16 protein-coding genes and 1 pseudogene are annotated in these 16,189 nt (G+C 67.4%); 2 read left to right on the forward strand and 15 right to left on the reverse strand.

Going from position 1 to position 16,189, the window contains the following annotated elements:
* Window positions 1–230: 230 nt before the first annotated feature.
* Window positions 231–575, forward strand: coding sequence for a hypothetical protein (locus QM701_RS00110; RefSeq protein WP_415165079.1), 345 nt, complete (start codon window positions 231–233; stop codon window positions 573–575).
* A gap of 44 nt (window positions 576–619) precedes the next feature.
* The gene (locus QM701_RS00115) at window positions 620–1,375 is read left to right on the forward strand and encodes a hypothetical protein (RefSeq protein WP_415165080.1); all 756 of its coding nucleotides are present in this window, start codon (window positions 620–622) and stop codon (window positions 1,373–1,375) included.
* A gap of 116 nt (window positions 1,376–1,491) precedes the next feature.
* Here the strand turns inward: QM701_RS00115 and QM701_RS00120 are convergent, their stop codons facing one another.
* The 15 genes and pseudogenes from QM701_RS00120 to QM701_RS00190 all read right to left on the reverse strand — a co-directional run bounded on the left by QM701_RS00120 (window position 1,492) and on the right by QM701_RS00190 (window position 16,017).
* A complete protein-coding gene (locus QM701_RS00120; RefSeq protein WP_415165081.1) occupies window positions 1,492–1,677 on the reverse strand; it encodes a hypothetical protein in 186 nt (61 codons plus the stop codon).
* Window positions 1,678–1,704: 27 nt separating this feature from the next.
* Entirely contained in the window at window positions 1,705–3,108 is a 1,404-nt protein-coding gene (locus tag QM701_RS00125) for an FAD-dependent oxidoreductase (RefSeq protein ID WP_415165082.1), read from the reverse strand.
* Complete coding sequence (locus QM701_RS00130; RefSeq protein WP_415165083.1) at window positions 3,105–3,431, reverse strand: (2Fe-2S)-binding protein; 327 nt, start codon at window positions 3,429–3,431, stop codon at window positions 3,105–3,107. The genes QM701_RS00125 and QM701_RS00130 overlap by 4 nt, the downstream gene beginning before the upstream one ends.
* Window positions 3,409–4,509 carry an NAD(P)/FAD-dependent oxidoreductase gene (locus QM701_RS00135; RefSeq protein ID WP_415165084.1) on the reverse strand — a complete coding sequence of 367 codons (1,101 nt, stop codon included), beginning with the start codon at window positions 4,507–4,509 and terminating at the stop codon, window positions 3,409–3,411. The genes QM701_RS00130 and QM701_RS00135 overlap by 23 nt, the downstream gene beginning before the upstream one ends.
* 174 nt (window positions 4,510–4,683) lie before the next feature.
* Window positions 4,684–5,463, reverse strand: coding sequence for an SDR family oxidoreductase (locus QM701_RS00140; protein WP_415165085.1), 780 nt, complete (start codon window positions 5,461–5,463; stop codon window positions 4,684–4,686).
* 3 nt (window positions 5,464–5,466) lie between these two features.
* Window positions 5,467–6,384, reverse strand: coding sequence for a 4-hydroxy-tetrahydrodipicolinate synthase family protein (locus tag QM701_RS00145; protein WP_415165086.1), 918 nt, complete (start codon window positions 6,382–6,384; stop codon window positions 5,467–5,469).
* A 28-nt stretch (window positions 6,385–6,412) separates the two neighbouring features.
* Window positions 6,413–7,885: a dipeptide ABC transporter ATP-binding protein gene (locus tag QM701_RS00150; protein ID WP_415165087.1), complete on the reverse strand. Its 1,473-nt coding sequence runs from the start codon at window positions 7,883–7,885 to the stop codon at window positions 6,413–6,415.
* 91 nt (window positions 7,886–7,976) lie between these two features.
* Window positions 7,977–8,096 (reverse strand): annotated as a pseudogene (locus QM701_RS00155) (peptide ABC transporter ATP-binding protein); the annotation flags it as partial.
* Window positions 8,093–8,986, reverse strand: coding sequence for an ABC transporter permease (locus QM701_RS00160; RefSeq protein WP_415165088.1), 894 nt, complete (start codon window positions 8,984–8,986; stop codon window positions 8,093–8,095). The gene QM701_RS00160 and the pseudogene QM701_RS00155, both read right to left, overlap by 4 nt.
* A 1-nt stretch (window position 8,987) precedes the next feature.
* Window positions 8,988–9,974, reverse strand: a complete 987-nt coding sequence (locus QM701_RS00165) for an ABC transporter permease (protein ID WP_415165089.1) — start codon at window positions 9,972–9,974, stop codon at window positions 8,988–8,990.
* Window positions 9,975–10,275: 301 nt separating this feature from the next.
* Entirely contained in the window at window positions 10,276–11,061 is a 786-nt protein-coding gene (locus QM701_RS00170) for a MetQ/NlpA family ABC transporter substrate-binding protein (protein ID WP_415165090.1), read from the reverse strand.
* 85 nt (window positions 11,062–11,146) lie between these two features.
* Window positions 11,147–11,824 carry a methionine ABC transporter permease gene (locus tag QM701_RS00175; RefSeq protein ID WP_415165091.1) on the reverse strand — a complete coding sequence of 226 codons (678 nt, stop codon included), beginning with the start codon at window positions 11,822–11,824 and terminating at the stop codon, window positions 11,147–11,149.
* A complete protein-coding gene (locus QM701_RS00180; protein ID WP_415165092.1) occupies window positions 11,821–12,834 on the reverse strand; it encodes a methionine ABC transporter ATP-binding protein in 1,014 nt (337 codons plus the stop codon). Before QM701_RS00180 ends, QM701_RS00175 begins: the two co-directional genes overlap by 4 nt.
* A gap of 113 nt (window positions 12,835–12,947) precedes the next feature.
* Window positions 12,948–14,399, reverse strand: a complete 1,452-nt coding sequence (locus QM701_RS00185; RefSeq protein WP_415165093.1) for an amidohydrolase — start codon at window positions 14,397–14,399, stop codon at window positions 12,948–12,950.
* Between the two features lie 19 nt (window positions 14,400–14,418).
* Window positions 14,419–16,017: an ABC transporter substrate-binding protein gene (locus QM701_RS00190; protein ID WP_415165094.1), complete on the reverse strand. Its 1,599-nt coding sequence runs from the start codon at window positions 16,015–16,017 to the stop codon at window positions 14,419–14,421.
* Between the last annotated feature and the right edge of the window lie 172 nt (window positions 16,018–16,189).

The raw sequence follows: 16,189 nt of genomic DNA on the forward strand, positions 1-16,189 counted from the left end.
CGTTGTTTTTCTATTGCATACAAAAGACGCTGGAATTGGCTTCAAGAAAACGTTCGACATTTTATATGTCATGACGGAAAATACTCCGTCATGATCTCTACTCGTGGTTAGGCCTCAAACAAATGCGTGCGCTCCGAATATTTCTCCAGATCATCTTCGGGTTACTCTCTGCCATAACTGTCTTTGTATTTCTGAGAGCACCAGGCACTGATTACTGGTCAGACCTAGTGATGCTCACGGTATTCATTTTTTTTATCATTATTCTTGGGCCATGCTGGCCAAACCAAGAAAACATTGATCGATGGGCGAAAAAATGGAATTTCCGGCTTCCCACAGACAACCCAGACGTTGCCAAATATGTGGGAAATTACATTTTTTCTGCTTATTGTTTTTACCATGCTTGGGACGTCTTCACCAATCCGTCCGCAAAGCCGTGGCGCTATGAAAAAATTGCTTTTGCAATCGCCGGTTCAAACGGTGTTGTCGCGTTTTGGATTTTTCTGGCGTTAGCATGCCTCGTTTATGGCGCTATTGTGCACGCAAGATCGAGACGGACCCAAAACGCTGCCCGATGAAGCCGCTCGGTGCTCGCCAGTTCCCCGCTAGACATCGCTCCCTTATGCTGCGCTATCTCCCGCATTTCGCCTTCATGATTGCCGTAACCGCGTCCGCGATGGCGGCGCAGCCAAAAATCCAGCCGGGCCAATACGTCCGTGAGCGCGGTAGCGGCATGCTCACGATTCGATCGGACGCGCAGAAGAGGCTGACCTTCGAGATCGAGTCTATCGGAGGAAACTGTCACACCTGTAATGTTTCAGGCGTGATTTCGGGCGCCACCGGTTACCCGGGTGGTTGGGCCGCGGAGGGCGATGATTCGAAATGCGACATATCTTTTTCAGCTAGCGGCTCCGCGGTAGTCGTAAGTCCAATCAACGAGGACGAGTGTCGCGTCTACTGCGGGATGCGGGCCGGATTCGACGGCATGTACCATGTTCCACCGGCGGCCTGCACGAACGCGGGCCGGCAAGCGCTGCGCGACCGGTTCCTCGGCTTGTATCGCTCCCGTCGCTTCGCCCAGGCAGCGGACATTCTGCAAAGCCTGATGGCGCAGTGCGAGAAATTCATGGACTGGATCGAAATGGACCAGGTGCGGAATGACCTGGCGCTGGCGCAATATCACAATGGCGAAATCCAGCAATGTCTGGCAACGCTGGACGCCACGCTGGCTGCGAGAGCAGGAAACGAAGGAGAACTCAAGGGAGGAAAGAATGGCATCTACCTTCCGCCTTGCGATTTCGACAACTATATCGGCGTGGCAAAGTCCACCTGGTTCAACAAGGCGCTTTGTGCCAAGGCAATGTCAAGAGGACGTTGAGGCGGCCCGGCTTTACGCTCTTCAACTCCAACGTTGAACGTCCGCTTTATCCGGGCGGACAGTCTTTCGCCATCGATGAGTCATGATGACGAAAGACTTTCCTGAGGCATTCCGCCTCAATACCGGTAAAACACCTCGCGCAGCGTCTTCGTATCCGCCGCCTTGGTCAGCGCGAGCGCGGTGAGAAGGCGGGCCTTGACCGGCGTCTCCGCGACGAATCCGGCTTTCATATCCCCGCTGGACAAGGGGCCGCGATAAATTTTGAGTTCTCCGGAAATGAACGCAGGCGCGGTCCGTTTCACGCCCCCGGCCGCTTGGCGGGCTCGCCGCTATTCGACGAACGGCCTCGTATGCGACTGGGCGATTTCCTCCAGCGTCACCGGCTTGACCGGATAGCGGCCGCGCAGCATTCCGACGTCCTGAACGTGCAGCCCCGAAACCTCGGCGGCGAGCGCGGCGGTCACGCAGGCGCACATGCGGCCCTGGCAGGCGCCCATGCCGGCGCGGGTGAGGGCCTTGATCTGGTTGGGGCCGGCGCCGCCCAGGCGCGCGGCGTGGCGGATCGCTTCGGCGGCGACGTTTTCGCAGCGGCAGACGATTGCCTCGTCCGATGGAGAAAAACAGGCGCGCGGGGGCGGATACAGGGCGTCGAGGAATAGCCGGGGAGCGAGCTTTCTGCGCCATTGCCGGAACAACGGTCCGGCGTGTTCATCGCGCTGCCGCTCGCCGATCCTGCCGGCTTGGCGGGCGATCTCCAGCGCGGCGATGCGGCCCGAGAGCTGCGCGGCCTCGGCCCCGGCGATGCGCCCGCCGTCGCCCACCACGAAGAAGCCGGGGCGGGAGCTTTCCCGCCAGGCATTGCAGCGGACCTGCCAGGCGTACTGGTCCGGGTTCCAGGCGTGTTCGAGGCCGAGCGCGGAGGAAAAATTGGTGTCCGGCATCAGGCCGGCATGCAGCAGCACGGAGGAGGTTTCGATCGTCTGCTGCCTGCCGTCGGCTACGAAGCGGACGCCGCTGACTTGCCGTTCGCCGAGCAGGCGTATCGCGTCGGCCCCTTCGATGCGGCGAATCCCGTGCCGGCGCAGGTCGGCGAGCAGTCGCAGGCCGCGATGGAGCAGCACCGGCGAGCGCAACGCGCCGGGCAGGCCGCGCAGCAGGCGTGCCGGCGCGACGGGGCCGCGCGCGTCGACGATCGACTGGAGGCGGCCGCCGGCCTGGCAGACCTGCCAGGCGAACTGGTAGAGCAGCGGGCCGCCGCCGATCAGCACCGCGTCGCGCGGCGGCAGCAGGCCGGCGGTCTTCAGCAGGATCTGCGCCGCGCCGACGGTCATTACGCCGGGCGTCGTCCAGCCCGCGAGCGGGAAGGGGCGTTCCTGCGCGCCGGCGGCCAGCACCACGAAGCGCGCCGCGACCGGACCCGGCGGCGGTTTGCCCGGTGGGCCGGACAGATAGGCGACCGGCCCGTCGCCGATCTGCCAGACGCGGGTGCGCGGCAGATGGTCGATGCCGCTGGCCGCGAAGCGGTCGAGCAGCGGTTGGCCGGCGACGTAGTCGGCGCCGAGGATTCGGGCCGGGTCCTGCAACGGGTTGCCGCGCAGGTTCCGGTAAATCTGGCCGCCGGGCTGCGGCTGCTCGTCGACCACGAGGACCGAGAGCCCGCAGCCGTGGGCGGCCAGCGCGGCGCTCAGCCCGGCCGGACCGGCGCCGACGACGAGGACGTCGACGCGCTTCATGCCGGCGACCTGGCGCCGTCGACGACCACGCGCATGCCGTCGGCGACCGGGGTCTGGCAGGTTTGGCGGTTGGGGATGCCGTCGATCTCTGCCAGGCATTCGAAACAGGCGCCGGTCAGGCAGAACGGGCCGTGCGGTCGGCCGGCGGCGTCGCGGCGGCAGTGGGCGTAGCCGTGCGCGATCAGCGCGGCGGCCACGCTCCAGCCGGCGTCGACCGGATGCGGCCGGCCGTTGATGTGGAGGGTGAGGGTGGCGGCGGTGGAAGGCAGGCGCTCGAAGCGGCCGGCGGCCGGCGGGCGTTCAGGGCGCGAAGCGTTCTGCATGGAAATCCTCCACGAAGGGCGGCGCGGCATCGCCGGCGATCCACGGCGCGACGATCTCGCCGTGCGCGGCGGCCAGCGTCACGCCGCTGTGGCAGGTGGCGACGAAGGCGCCGGGGTGGCGGCGGGATTCTTGGTAGATCGGCAGCCCGTCCGGCGTCATGATGCGCAGCGCGCCCCAGGCGCGCACCACGCGCGCCGCGCGCAGGCGGGGGAAGAGGCGGATGGCCCGCCGCGCCATGCCGGCCAGCACGTCGGGGCGCGTGCCGTCGTCGAAGCCGACCGGCTCCTGCGAATCGCCGATCTGCACCGTGCCGTCGTCGGTCTGGCGGACGGACGGGGTCGGGCAGGGCAGGAACGGAGGCAGCCGTTCGGTGATCATGAGCTGCCCGCGCACCGGCGCGACGGGCGCCCGCAGCCCGACCCGCGGCGCCAGGCGCGCGTTGCCGAGGCCGGCGGCCAGCACCAGCCGGCCGCAGCGCAGGGCGCCGGCGCCGGTGTCCAGCGTGAACCCGCCGCCGTCGGCGCGGATCTCCTCGACGCGGCGGCGCGGCAGGTAGCGGCCGCCCCGCGCCTGGAAGGCGGCGAGCAGCGCATGCAGCGTGCGCAGCGGGTTGACGTGCCCGTCGAGCGGCGAGTAGATGCCGCCGGCGAGGTCCGGCGCGGCATCGGGCAGGCGCCGGCGCACGCCGTCCGCGTCGAGCACTTCGTAGCCGAAGCCGGGCGCGTGCGCCGCCAGGCGGGCCATCGCCGCGGCCCTGGCGGCGAGTTCGCCGGCGTCGACGCAGAGGCTGAGGCCGCCCGGCTGCGCCAGCGCCGGATCGATCCCGCTGTCGCCGCGCAGGCGCTCGGCGAAGGCGGGCCAGGCGCGGGCCGACTGCGCCGTGAGGCGGGCGTAGGCCGGCGCGTCGACGCCCTTGCCCTGCACCCAGACCAGCCCGAAATTGCCGCGCGAGGCGCGAAAACTCTGGTCGCCTTCGTCGCAGACGGCGACGCGCAGCCCTGCGCGGGCCAGCCCGTAGGCGATCGAGAGTCCGACCAGTCCGCCGCCGATCACGATGGCATCGAAGTGCGCGGACATTTTTGGAAGGAACGGCTGAGCGCGGAGAAAAGCAAAAAAATGATCAACCACGGCGACACGGCGGGCACGGCGAAAAGGCAATTCTTTGTTTTTCCGCTGTGCCCGCCGTGTTCGCCGTGGTCAAGAACGATTTTCCCCGGGGTTTCAGAAAAGGGTAGAGAGACCATTCGCGGCTCAGAACGTGCCGGGATAGCTGCCGCCGTCGATCAGCAGGTTCTGCCCGGTGATGTAGCCGGCCTGCGCGGAGCACAGGAAGGCGCAATAGGCGCCGGCTTCCCCGGGCCGGCCGAAGCGGCGCGCGGGGCTGGCGGCGGCGCGCGCCTGCCAGATCTCCTCGAACGGGCGCCCGGTCTGCGCGGCGAGCATGCTCACGTGGCGGTGCTGGCCGTCGGTGTCGAAGATGCCGGGCAGCAGGTTGTTGATGGTGACGTTGCGGTCGACGAAGGCGCGCGCGATGCCGGCGACGAAGCCGGTCAGCCCGGAACGGGCGCCGTTGGACAGCCCGAGTTCAGCCTGCGGGATTTTCACGCTGCGCGAGGTGAGGTTGACGATGCGCCCGAAGCCGCGCTCGGCCATGCCGTCGACGGTGCGCCGGATCATCTCGATCGGGCCGAACATCATGGCGTCCAGCGCGGCGATCCAGTCCGCACGGGACCAGTCGCGGAAATCGCCGGGAATCGGCCCGTCGGCGTTGTTGATCAGGATGTCCGGTTCGGGGCAGAGCGCCAGCGCGGCGTCCCGGCCCGATGCGGTCGCCAGGTCGGCGGCCACCGTGTTGACCGGCCGGCCGGTGGCGGCGAAGATTTCGCCGGCGGCGGCATCCAGCGCCCGCGCGTCGCGCGCCGCGAGATGGACGCGCACGCCTTCGCCGGCCAGTTGCAGGGCGATGGCCTTGCCCAGGCCGCGGCTGCCGCCCCAGACCAGGGCTTTCCTGCCGGCGATGCCGAGGTCCATCGCTCAGGCCTTGAAGCCGTATTTGCGCGCCAGCCCCAGTTCCCTGACGATGCGCACGCCGGCTTCGAGCGCGTCGCCGTCGAGGTCGCGCAGCGGCCGGCGCAGGCTGCCGGCGGGCAGGCCGATGGCCTTCATCAGCGATTTGACGGCCACCGGGTTGATCGCGGAATAGGTGTAGTGGAGCAGCGGCAGCAGGTGCAGGTAGGCCTCGCGGAAGCGCGCGTCGTCGCCCGGCTCGCGCCACGGCCGGGAAATCGCGGCGAGTTCGGCCGGCGCGATGTTGCCCGTCATGTTCGCCGTGCCGTGCCCGCCGAGGCTCATGGTCGGGACGACCAGGCCGAGATTCGGCGAGTCGCAGCACATCACGGCCACGTCGGGCCGGCCGGCGATGACCTGGGCGACCTGTCCGACGCGCGTCGTGGATTCCTTGTGCACCACGTAGTTCGGGTGCTTGAAGATGCGCAGCAGGCTGGTCCAGTGCAGGTCGGTCTTGACGCGCGGCGGGTTGTTGTAGATGCCGAGCGGCAGGTCGGTGGCGTCGGCGACGTCGAGGAAGTAGCGTTCGATGTCGGTTTCGGCGGCGCAGATGTAGGCCGGCGCGGCGAGGATCGCGCCGTCGGCGCCGTTGTCCCTGGCGAACTTCACGTAGTCGATGGTAGCGTCGGTGTTGTTGCCGGTGCAGCCGTAGAAGAGCTGCAGCCGGCCGGTCTTGAGCTGCGCGGTACGGACGATGATCTCCCGGCGTTCTTCCGGCGAGAGCATCGACACCTCGCCGGTCGAGCCCATGATCAGCACGGCGGAGGTACCGTGCTTCTCCTGGAATTCGAGCAGGGCGCGGAACGCTTCGTAGTTGACGCGGCCGTCGGCGTTGAACGGGGTAATCAGGGCCACGAACGACCCTTCGATCTTGAGCTTGGACATGCTTTCCTCGGTGGATGCGGAATGAAATTCAGGCGGCGGCCAGCACGGGCGCCTTGCGGGTGGGGACGGCCTCGATCAGCGTGCGCGTGTAGTCGTGCCGCGGCGCTTCCCAGATGCCCTGGTGGTCGCCGTGCTCGACGAACTTGCCGCCGTGCATGACGAACACCTCGTCGGCGATGTAGCGCACGACCGACAGGTCGTGCGAGATGAACAGGTACGAGAGGCCGAAGTCGCGCTTGAGTTCGACGAGCAGGTTGAGGATCTGCGCCTGGATCGACACGTCGAGCGCCGACACCGGTTCATCGCAGATCACCAGCGACGGCTTCAGGATCAGCGCGCGGGCGATGCCGATGCGCTGCCGCTGGCCGCCGGAAAATTCGTGCGGATAGCGCGCCAGCGCCTGCCGCGGCAGACCGACGTGGTCGAGCGTCTCGGCGATGCGCGCGCGGCGCTCGGCCCGCTGCCCGACGCCGTGCACGCGCAGGACGCTGTCGAGGATGGTCTCGATCGAATGGCGCGGGTTGAGCGAGCCGAAGGGGTCCTGGAAGATCATCTGCACGTGGCGCCGCAGCGGGCGCAGCCGGTCTTCGTCGAGGTGCGTGATGTCCTGGCCGTCGAGTTGGATGGTGCCGTCGGTCGGCTCCAGCAGGCGCAGGATGGTTTTCGACAGCGTGGACTTGCCGCAGCCGGATTCGCCGACCAGCCCGACGGTCTGGCCGCGCCGGATGTCGAGCGAGACGCCGTCGACCGCGGCGAGCCGGCCGCGCGGCGTCTGGTAGTGCGTGCGCACGCCGCGCAGCGAGAGCAGCGGCACGTCGGACGGCGGCGGCGACGGGATGCGGTGCGGCAGCGCCTCGGTCAGGCGGAAGGTGGCTTCCCCGGCGTCGTCAACGCCGTGCCGGATTTCCGGCAGGCGCGCCGTGCGGTAATGCAGGTCCCGGTCGAGGTGCAGCGAGGTGCCGAGCAGCCCGCGCGAATACGGGTGCGCCGGGTGTTCGAACAGGCGGGGCGTCGTAGCCTCCTCGACCTTCCTGCCGGCGTACATCACCGCGACGCGGTCGGCCCATTGGCCGACCAGCCCGAGGTCGTGGGTGATCAGCAGCAGGCTCATCGAGAACTCGCGGCGCAGGCTGTCGAGCAGTTCGAGGATCTGCGCCTGGATGGTCACGTCGAGCGCCGTGGTCGGCTCGTCGGCGATCAGCAGGCGCGGGCGGCAGGCCACGGCCATGGCGATCATCACCCGCTGGCGCTGCCCGCCGGACAGGTTGTGTGCGAAGTCGTCGACGCGCCGCGCCGGCTCGGGAATCCTGACGAGATCGAGCAGTTCGATCGCGCGCCCGCGCGCCGCCCTGGCCGACAGGCGTTCGTGGCGCTGCAGCACCTCGCCCAGTTGGCGCCCGATGGAGAGCACCGGATTGAGCGAGGTCATCGGTTCCTGGAAGATCATCGAGATCGCGCGGCCGCGCAACTCGCGCATGGCGGACAGCGGCAGGGCGAGCAAATCCCGATCCTCGAAGAGCAGTGTGCCGTTCGACGCGGGCCGAGGGCGGCAGCAGGCGCATCAGCGACAGCGCGGTGACCGACTTGCCGCAGCCCGATTCGCCGACCAGCGCCAGCGTTTCCCCGGCATGGATGGCCAGATCGAGGCCGCGCACGGCGTCGTGGCCGGGGAAGGAAACGTTCAGGTTCTTGATTTCGAGCAGCGGATTCATGACACGCCTCGCAGGCGGGGATTGAGGGCATCGTTCAGCGCGTCGCCCACCAGGTTCAGCGAGAGCACGGCGGCGACGATCATCGCGCCGGGGAAGGCGGTGAGGTACCACGCCGTGCGCAGCATTTCGCGCCCCGCGCCGATCATGCTGCCCCAGCTCACCCGGTTCGGGTCGCCGAGGCCGAGGAAGGACAGCGCCGATTCGATCAGGATCGCCGTGGCGACCATCACCGAGGTGGTGACGATGATCGGCGGCAGCGCGTTGGGCAGGATTTCGTGGAAGATGATGCGGGCATTGGAGTAGCCGAGGCTGCGCGCGGCCATCACGAAATCCGCTTCGCGCAGCGAGCGGAACTCGGCGCGCACCAGGCGGGCGATGGTCGGCCACGAGGCCACGCCGATGGATAGCGAGATCAGCGTGGCCGACGGCCGCCCGATGGCCACCAGCACGATGACCAGGAGAAAGGTCGGGATGGTCTGGAACAGTTCGGTGACGCGCACCAGCAGGTCGTCGAGCCGGCCGCCGAAATAGCCGGCCACGGTGCCGGCCAGCGTGCCGATGAGCAGGCTGATGCTCATCGCCGAGAAGCCGATCAGCAGCGAGATGCGCGCCCCGTGCACCAGCCCGGCGGCGACGTCGCGCCCGAGCGAATCGGTACCGAAGGGAAAGTGCGGGTCCTGGCCGGGCCGCAGCAGCGGCTGCGCGACCATGTCGAGCGGATCGCCGGGGTAGAAGAACGAGGCGGTGAGCGCCATCAGGAACATCAGGACGAGCAGCGACAGCCCGGCCACGCCGGCCGGATTGCGCAGGAAGGCGCGCATCTGCGGGGTGAACCGGCCGGCCGGCGCGGCGGCGGATGGATCGGGAAAGGGCACGGTGGCGGAAGTCATGTCAGCGGGATTTGATGCGCGGGTCGAGCCAGGCATGCAGGAGATCGACGAGCATGTTGGCGACGATCACCGTCAGGGAGGAGAGCAGGAGGATGCCGAGCAGCACCGCGTAGTCGCGGGCCATCACGGCTTCGAGCGCCAGCCGCCCGAGGCCGGGCCAGCTGAACACGGTCTCGATGACCGCGGCGCCGCCGAGCAGGGTGCCGAAGTGCATGCCGGCGACGGTGGTCAGCGGTACCAGCGCGCAGCGCAGGATGTGGCGCACGGTGACGACGAACGGCGCGAGTCCCTTGGCGTGGGCGGTGCGCACGAAATCCTGGCGCGAAATTTCGAGCATCGAGGCGCGCACCAGGCGCGCGTAGATCGCCACGAAGAAGCCCGCCAGCGCCATCACCGGCAGCGCGGCGTGGGCGGCGAAATCACGCAGGTAGGCCCATCCCTGCAGGTCGGCGCCGATGGTGATGTTGCCGCCGCTGGGCAGCCAGCCCAGCCAGACCGAGAAGACCACCAGCGCCATCAGGCCGATCCAGAATCCCGGCGTCGAATAGAGTAGCAGGGCGACCAGCGAAAGCAGCCGGTCCGGCCACTTGCCGGCCCAGGTGGCCATGATCGCGCCGAGCAGGATGCCGGCGGCGATGGCGATGGCCTGCGACAGCAGCATCAGGACCAGCGTCCCCGGCAGGCGCGACATGATCAGGTCCATCACCGGCGCGTTGTAGCGCGGCGAGTAGCCGAGGCTGAAATGGGCCAGGTTGTTCAGGTAGGCCAGCAACTGGACGAGCACCGGCTGGTCGAGCCCGAAGCGGGCGCGCAGCATGGCCAGGCCCTCCTCGGTGATGCCGCCCGATTCACCGGCCAGCACGTCGGCCGCGTCGCCCGGCACCAGCTGGAGCAGGAAGAACACCAGGATGACGATGCCGAACACGGTCGGGATCGCCTGCAGGGTCGTACGCCAAAGCGTGGCACGGATGCGTGCGAAGGTGGTCATGCCTGTCCTCTTGCGGGAACGGGACCGGTGCGTGGAGCGCGGCCGGCGGGCCGGGAAGAGGCCTGGAATGCCCGCGTATCGTCCCGTGGAAACATGGACCGAGTATCGCGGCAGTCCGGATGGCGGACAAATAATTAAAACTGAGAAGCTAATACCGCAAACCGAATAACGCGCCGCGCGTTCGCCGGTGTGCGGGCATGCGAAACCGCCCGGCGTGACGATGCCGTCATGCCGGGCGGAGGAGGGATTGGATCGTGGAAAGGCGGCGAAGGCTGGCGGGCGTTCTCCGCCGCGTGCCCGGTCAGAAGGCCGGGACGACGGCGCCCTGGTACTTGGTGGCGATGAATGCCTTCACGTCCTGGCTTTGCAGCGCGGCGGCGAGTTTCTTGACCGCGTCCGCATCCTTGTTGTCCGGACGGGAAACCAGCAGGTTGGCGTAGGGCGACTTGCTGTTCTCGATGAACAGGGCGTCGCGCGTCGGCACCAGCTTGGCCTCGATCGCATAGTTGGTGTTGATCAGCGCGAGGTCGACCTGATCGAGCACGCGCGGCAGCGTGGCGGCTTCGAGCTCGCGGATCTTGAAGCCTTTCGGATTCTCGGCGATGTCCTTGACGGTCGCCAGGATGTTGTTCGGGTCCTTCAGCTTGATCAGGCCGTTCTGCGCCAGCAGGACCAGCGCGCGGCCGCTGTTGGAGGGATCGTTGGGAATGGCGATGGTCGCGCCCTTGGGCAGGTCGGCCACCTTGGTCACTTTCCGGGAATAGGCGCCGTAGGGCTCGACGTGCACCTGCGCCACCGCGACCAGATTGGTCCCCTTGGTCTTGTTGAACTCGTCGAGATAGGGCTTGTGCTGGAAGTAGTTGACGTCGATCTTCTTCTCGGCGACCTGCACGTTGGGCTGGACGTAATCGGTGAACACCTTGATGTCGAGCGTGATGCCTTCCTTGGCCAGGACGGGCTTGACGTGTTCGAGGATCTCGGCGTGGGGCACGGCGGTGGCGGCGACGCTCAGGCGGGTCTGCGCGGACGCCGACAGCGAGGCGACGGCGAAAACGGCGGCGACGAGGGGAGAGAATCTGATCTTCATGGAATGGTCCTCATAGACGGAAAAAAGAAGGTTGCCGAAAGAGCCGCCGGCGACACGGCCGGCGGGAAAAAAGCGTCATGGCGCGTCAGCTCCGGGTGAAGCGATGGACGAGCCTGTCGCCGGCCATCTGCAGCACCTGCACGAGCGCCAGCAGCACGGCCACCGTCACGCACATGACTTCGGTCTGGAAGCGCTGGTAGCCGAAGCGGATGGCCAGATCGCCGAGGCCGCCGCCGCCGATCACGCCGGACATCGCGGCGTAGGAGACCAGCGCGATGGCGGTGACGGTGATCGCGCCGAGCAGGCCGGGCACGGCCTCGGGCAGCACGGCGCCGAAGATGGTCTGCGCCAGGCTGGCGCCCATCGACTGGCTGGCCTCGATGATGCCCCGGTCAACCTCGCGCAGGACGTTCTCGACCAGCCGCGCGAAGAACGGCGTGGCGCCGACCACCAGCGGCGGTATGGCGCCGGGAACGCCGATCGAGGTGCCGACCACCGACACTGTGAACGGGATCAGCAGGATCAGCAGGATGACGAACGGCATCGAGCGGACCAGGTTGACCAGCAGCGACAGGATGCCGTAGACGCGGGCGTGCGCCATCGGCTGGCGCGGCCCGGTCAGGAACAGGACGACGCCGAGCGGCAGGCCGAAGATCACCGTGAACACCAGCGAACCGCCCACCATCGCCAGGGTTTCCACGGTGGCCATGCCGATGTCGAACCAGTCGATGGCGCCCAACAGGGATTGCAGGGAGGAAATCATCGGGCCAGCACCTCGCAATGAATGGATTGATGCGCGAACGCCTCCTCGACCCGCGCCACGTCGGGATCGGTGCCGATCACCTGCACGGTGAGCTGGCCGTACGGCGTGTCCTTGATCCGGCCGATGACCCCTTCGAGGATATTGAAGCTGACGTCCAGGCTCCGGGAAATCCGCTCCAGCACGGGCTGGTAGGTCGCCTCGCCGAGGAAGGTCAGGCGCAGCAGCGGGCCGGGCAGGCCGAGGTGGCCGACGAGATCCGTGCCGTCCTCGTGATGGCTCTCGCGGACCATCGCGCGGGTGACGGGGTGGCGGGGATGCAGCAGCACCTCGGTGACCAGCCCGTGTTCGATCACGACGCCCTTGTCGAGCACGGCGACGCGGTCGCAGACCGCGCGGATGACGTCCATCTCGTGGGTGATCAGCACGATCGTCAGGCCGAAGCGCCGGTTGATGTCGCGCAGCAGGCGCAGGATCGACTGGGTGGTCTGCGGGTCGAGCGCCGAGGTCGCCTCGTCGCACAGCAGCAGCCGGGGATGGTTGGCCAGCGCGCGGGCGATCCCCACCCGCTGCTTCTGCCCGCCGGACAGCTGGGCGGGATACTTGTCCCGCTGTTCGGCCAGTTCGACCAGGTCGAGCAGTTCGGCGACGCGGCGGTCCATCTCCGCTTCGCTGTATTCGCCGGTGAGCTTCAGCGGGTAGCGGACGTTCTCCGCCACGGTCTTCGCCTTGATCAGGTTGAAGTGCTGGAAGATCATCCCGGCCTTGCGCCGATAGTTCTGCAGTTCCTTGCTGGAGAACCGGGTGATGTCCTTGCCGTCGACCCGGATCTCGCCGCCGTCGGGGCGTTCGAGCAGGTTCAGGGTGCGGATCAGCGTGCTTTTTCCCGCGCCCGACGCGCCGATGATGCCGAATACTTCCCCTTCCTCGATGCGCAGATTGATGTTTGTGATGGCGGGAATGCCGACGCCGTCAACCCGGTATTGTTTGGAAACGTTGATTATCTCGATCACGCGCGATCCATCGTGGCTCAAAAATCGGCGTGCCGCCGCCGCGGCGGCACTCACCGCCGGCAACGGTAGCATGCGCGCAACCGCGGGAAAAGAAGAAAAGCGGCTATGTATATTCAAATCCGAGGGGGTCCGACGTCCGCGGGCAACAGGTCGGGAAGGCCGGAGCGGGCGACCGACGCCGCGAGTTCCCGCGCGGCCGCGGCCAGCGTTTCAGGGGCCTGGAGCAGGTCGACGGCGGCCACGGCGAGCATCCGGGCGGCATGCAGCATGCCCTTGTGCGCGTAGGAGGACTTCCCCTGCGCGACGTTCTGCCAGCTGTGCCCCGGCGTGCCGATGGCGAAGCAGGGGCTCCAGATCTGCGCGGTCGGCACGACCCAGCTGACGTCGGACACGTCGGTCGAGCCGCCGACCGAGGAATGTTCGGGCCGGTAGGGCATCGCCCGGTCGGCCAGCGCCTCGCCGTAGGCATCGGGGATCAGGAACTTGCGCTTGCCGGCGGCCAGCTCCTCCTCGCTCAGGCTCGCCTGGAAGCGGCGCGCGGCGGCGAAGTCCGGCGCGTCGAAGGCGGGCGCGCCGAGCCGGGCGACGAGCGCGGCCAGCCATTCGTCCAGCACGAGGTTGTGCAGCATCGGCGCGGTGGCCTTGTCGACGGCGATCTCCAGCGCGGTCTCGGTCATCAGCGCGGCGCCCTGCGCGATCCGGCACACCCGCCGGTAGAGCGCCTTCAGTTCGGCGGCGGACTGGCTGCGCACCAAGTAGAGCACTTCGGCGCGCGCCTGCACCACGTTCGGCGCATGGCCGCCCGAGTCGGTGATCGCGTAGTGCACGCGCGCATCGGGCGGCATGTGTTCGCGCAGGTAATTGACGCCGACGTTCATCAGCTCGACCGCGTCGAGCGCGCTGCGGCCCAGGTGCGGCGCGGTGGCCGCGTGCGCCGCGCGGCCGGTGAAGCGGAAATAGGCCTGGATGTTGGCCAGGATCGGACCGGTCATGACGCCCGTCGACGCGCCCGGATGCCAGGTCAGCGCCGCGCCGACATCGGCGAAATGCCCGGCGCGGGCGAGGAAGGCCTTGCCGATGCCGTTCTCCTCGGCCGGACAGCCGTAGTAGCGGATGCGCCCCGGCAGGCCGTGGCGTGCGAGGAATTCCGCGGCCGCGACGGCGGCGGCCAGGGCGCCGGTACCGAGCAGGTGGTGCCCGCAGGCGTGGCCGTTCCGCGTGCCGTCCCCCGCGCGCTGCGGGTTGCCGGCCTCCTGGCCGAGGTTGGGCAGCGCGTCGAACTCGCCGAGCAGGGCGATGACCGTGCCGCCGTGGCCGGCTTCGCCGACGAAGGCGGTCGGCATCCCGGCCAGCGCGTCCGCGATCCGGAAGCCGAAATGTTCGAGAACCGCTTTCTGGGCGGCGGCGGAGCGGTGCTCGCGATAGCCGATTTCCGCATGGCCCCAGATTTCGTGGCTCAGGTCGGTGAAGCGCTGCCGCTCGCGGTCGAGGAAACGGGGGATCTCGCTTTCGGCAAGGGTCGTCGGGTCCGTCGGGCGGCTGGAAAGCTGTGCTGTATGGGGCATCGTGTCGCTCCCGCGGCGTCTACTCGATCCAGGCGTTTTTCAGCGACGCGGTGGCCTGGTCGCCTTCCTGATCGACCCCCTTGAGCCGGGTCGAATGCACCGTGAAGAAGTGCAGTTCCAGCAGCGGCAGCGTCGGCAGCTCGGCCTGGGTGATTTGCTGGAATCGCTTGAACAGCGCTGCGCGTTCGCTCTGCGTGGGCGCTCCCTGCGCCTGCTCGATGATCCGGTCCACCTCGGGATTGTTGTAGCCCGAGGCGTTGGTCCAGGGAACGTTCTTGCCGATCCACCCGGACCAGTACATGCGGGTGAGGCCGATCTGCGGATCGGGCGTCGAAATGTTCCAGCTGATCGAGGTGTCGAAGTCACGGTCGCCATAAACGCGCCTGGTGAAGGACGCGGTGTCCTGGCTGCGCAGTTCGACGTCGATGCCGACCCGTTTGAGCGACTGCTTGAGAAATTCGGCGGTACGCCGGTAGTCTTCGCCGTAGGGCAGGAAATCGTCGCTGATCGAAAAGCGCACGCCTTCGGCGTTGCGCGGGTAGCCGGCCTCGTCCAGCAAGGCTTCGGCCTTTTTCGGGTCGAACGGGTAGCGCGGCACGGACGCGTCGTGGAACTGCTTCAGGCTGCTCGGTACGACGCTGACGGGAGGTTTGCCGTAGCCGTACCAGACCACCTTGCCGAGCGCGTCGAGATCGACGGCATGGGCGATCGCCCGGCGCACGCGCACGTCCTTCAGATAGGTGTTGTTCAGGTTGTAGTCCAGGTAGAGAACCGGCGAGGACCACTGGTAGCCGTTGGTTTCGATCGCCACCTTGCCGCTCTCGCGCAAGCGCTGCGCTTCCTTGGGCGGTACCGGGCTGAACACGGCGTACTGGGCTTCTCCGGTTTCGAGCAGTACGGCGCGGGTTCCCGCGTCGGGCACCACCTTGAAGATGATGCGGTCGAGATAGGGCTTGCCCTTGTCCCAGTAGTTGCTGTTGCGTTCCAGGGTGATGTGGCTGCCGCGCACCCATTCCTTGAACACGAACGGACCCGTGCCGACCGGCTTGTTGTTGTACGGATTGCTCAGGATGTCCGTGTTTTCGTAGAGGTGCCTGGGCAGGATCGGGCCGCCCCAGGAATTGAGCGTGGACAACAGGGCCAGGGACGGCTTCGAGAAGCGGAGGATGGCGGTGGCGGAGTCCGGCGTATCGACCTGGATCAGGTTAGTCAGCAGCGCCTTGTTGCGCGGGTGCACCGTCTTCCAGACGTTTTCCACCGACCATTTGACGTCCGCGGAGGTGAACCGCTGTCCGTCGTGCCACTTGACGTCCTTGCGCAGGTGGAAGGTGATGCTCAAGCCGTTTTTCGCGACTTCCCAGCGTTCGGCCAGCTGCGGTTCCGGTTTCAGATCGTTGTCGTAGGAAACCAGGCCGTCGTAGATATTGGTGGCGATCAGCGACGTGGGCTGCGCCGTGTTGACGGCGCCGGTCAGGGTGACGGGCTCAGGCTGGACGATGGCCTGCAGGGTGCCGCCTGTTTTCGGCGTGCCGGCGGCGCCGGCGACGGCGGGAAGGAGGAGGATGGACAGCAGGGCCAGCAGTCGGCCGCCACGCGGATAGGCAAGAGAGAAGGACATCGGTATTCCTGGTGCAAGGGATTAGTTGTCGAGATAGACGTCGGCAAGGTTCGACTCGACGCCGCCGACGGTCAGCGAACGATAGCGATCCCCCGGTCCCGGCTGAACGATTTATTTGTGATAACCAAATAACCCCGGAACCGGCCCGCGCCGGTTATTCGGCTCGATGGCG

Source organism: Propionivibrio sp. (assembly GCF_047602565.1).
Classification (GTDB): Bacteria; Pseudomonadota; Gammaproteobacteria; order Burkholderiales; family Rhodocyclaceae; genus Propionivibrio.

What these genes read in the sequence shown, in the direction of transcription:
- QM701_RS00110 (WP_415165079.1), top strand. Translation starts at nt 231, where the DNA reads ATGCTCACGGTATTCATTTTTTTTATCATTATTCTTGGGCCATGCTGG.
- QM701_RS00115 (WP_415165080.1), top strand. Translation starts at nt 620, where the DNA reads ATGCTGCGCTATCTCCCGCATTTCGCCTTCATGATTGCCGTAACCGCG.
- QM701_RS00125 (WP_415165082.1), bottom strand. Translation starts at nt 3,108, where the DNA reads ATGAAGCGCGTCGACGTCCTCGTCGTCGGCGCCGGTCCGGCCGGGCTG.
- QM701_RS00130 (WP_415165083.1), bottom strand. Translation starts at nt 3,431, where the DNA reads ATGCAGAACGCTTCGCGCCCTGAACGCCCGCCGGCCGCCGGCCGCTTC.
- QM701_RS00135 (WP_415165084.1), bottom strand. Translation starts at nt 4,509, where the DNA reads ATGTCCGCGCACTTCGATGCCATCGTGATCGGCGGCGGACTGGTCGGA.
- QM701_RS00140 (WP_415165085.1), bottom strand. Translation starts at nt 5,463, where the DNA reads ATGGACCTCGGCATCGCCGGCAGGAAAGCCCTGGTCTGGGGCGGCAGC.
- QM701_RS00145 (WP_415165086.1), bottom strand. Translation starts at nt 6,384, where the DNA reads ATGTCCAAGCTCAAGATCGAAGGGTCGTTCGTGGCCCTGATTACCCCG.
- QM701_RS00160 (WP_415165088.1), bottom strand. Translation starts at nt 8,986, where the DNA reads ATGACTTCCGCCACCGTGCCCTTTCCCGATCCATCCGCCGCCGCGCCG.
- QM701_RS00165 (WP_415165089.1), bottom strand. Translation starts at nt 9,974, where the DNA reads ATGACCACCTTCGCACGCATCCGTGCCACGCTTTGGCGTACGACCCTG.
- QM701_RS00170 (WP_415165090.1), bottom strand. Translation starts at nt 11,061, where the DNA reads ATGAAGATCAGATTCTCTCCCCTCGTCGCCGCCGTTTTCGCCGTCGCC.
- QM701_RS00175 (WP_415165091.1), bottom strand. Translation starts at nt 11,824, where the DNA reads ATGATTTCCTCCCTGCAATCCCTGTTGGGCGCCATCGACTGGTTCGAC.
- QM701_RS00185 (WP_415165093.1), bottom strand. Translation starts at nt 14,399, where the DNA reads ATGCCCCATACAGCACAGCTTTCCAGCCGCCCGACGGACCCGACGACC.
- QM701_RS00190 (WP_415165094.1), bottom strand. Translation starts at nt 16,017, where the DNA reads ATGTCCTTCTCTCTTGCCTATCCGCGTGGCGGCCGACTGCTGGCCCTG.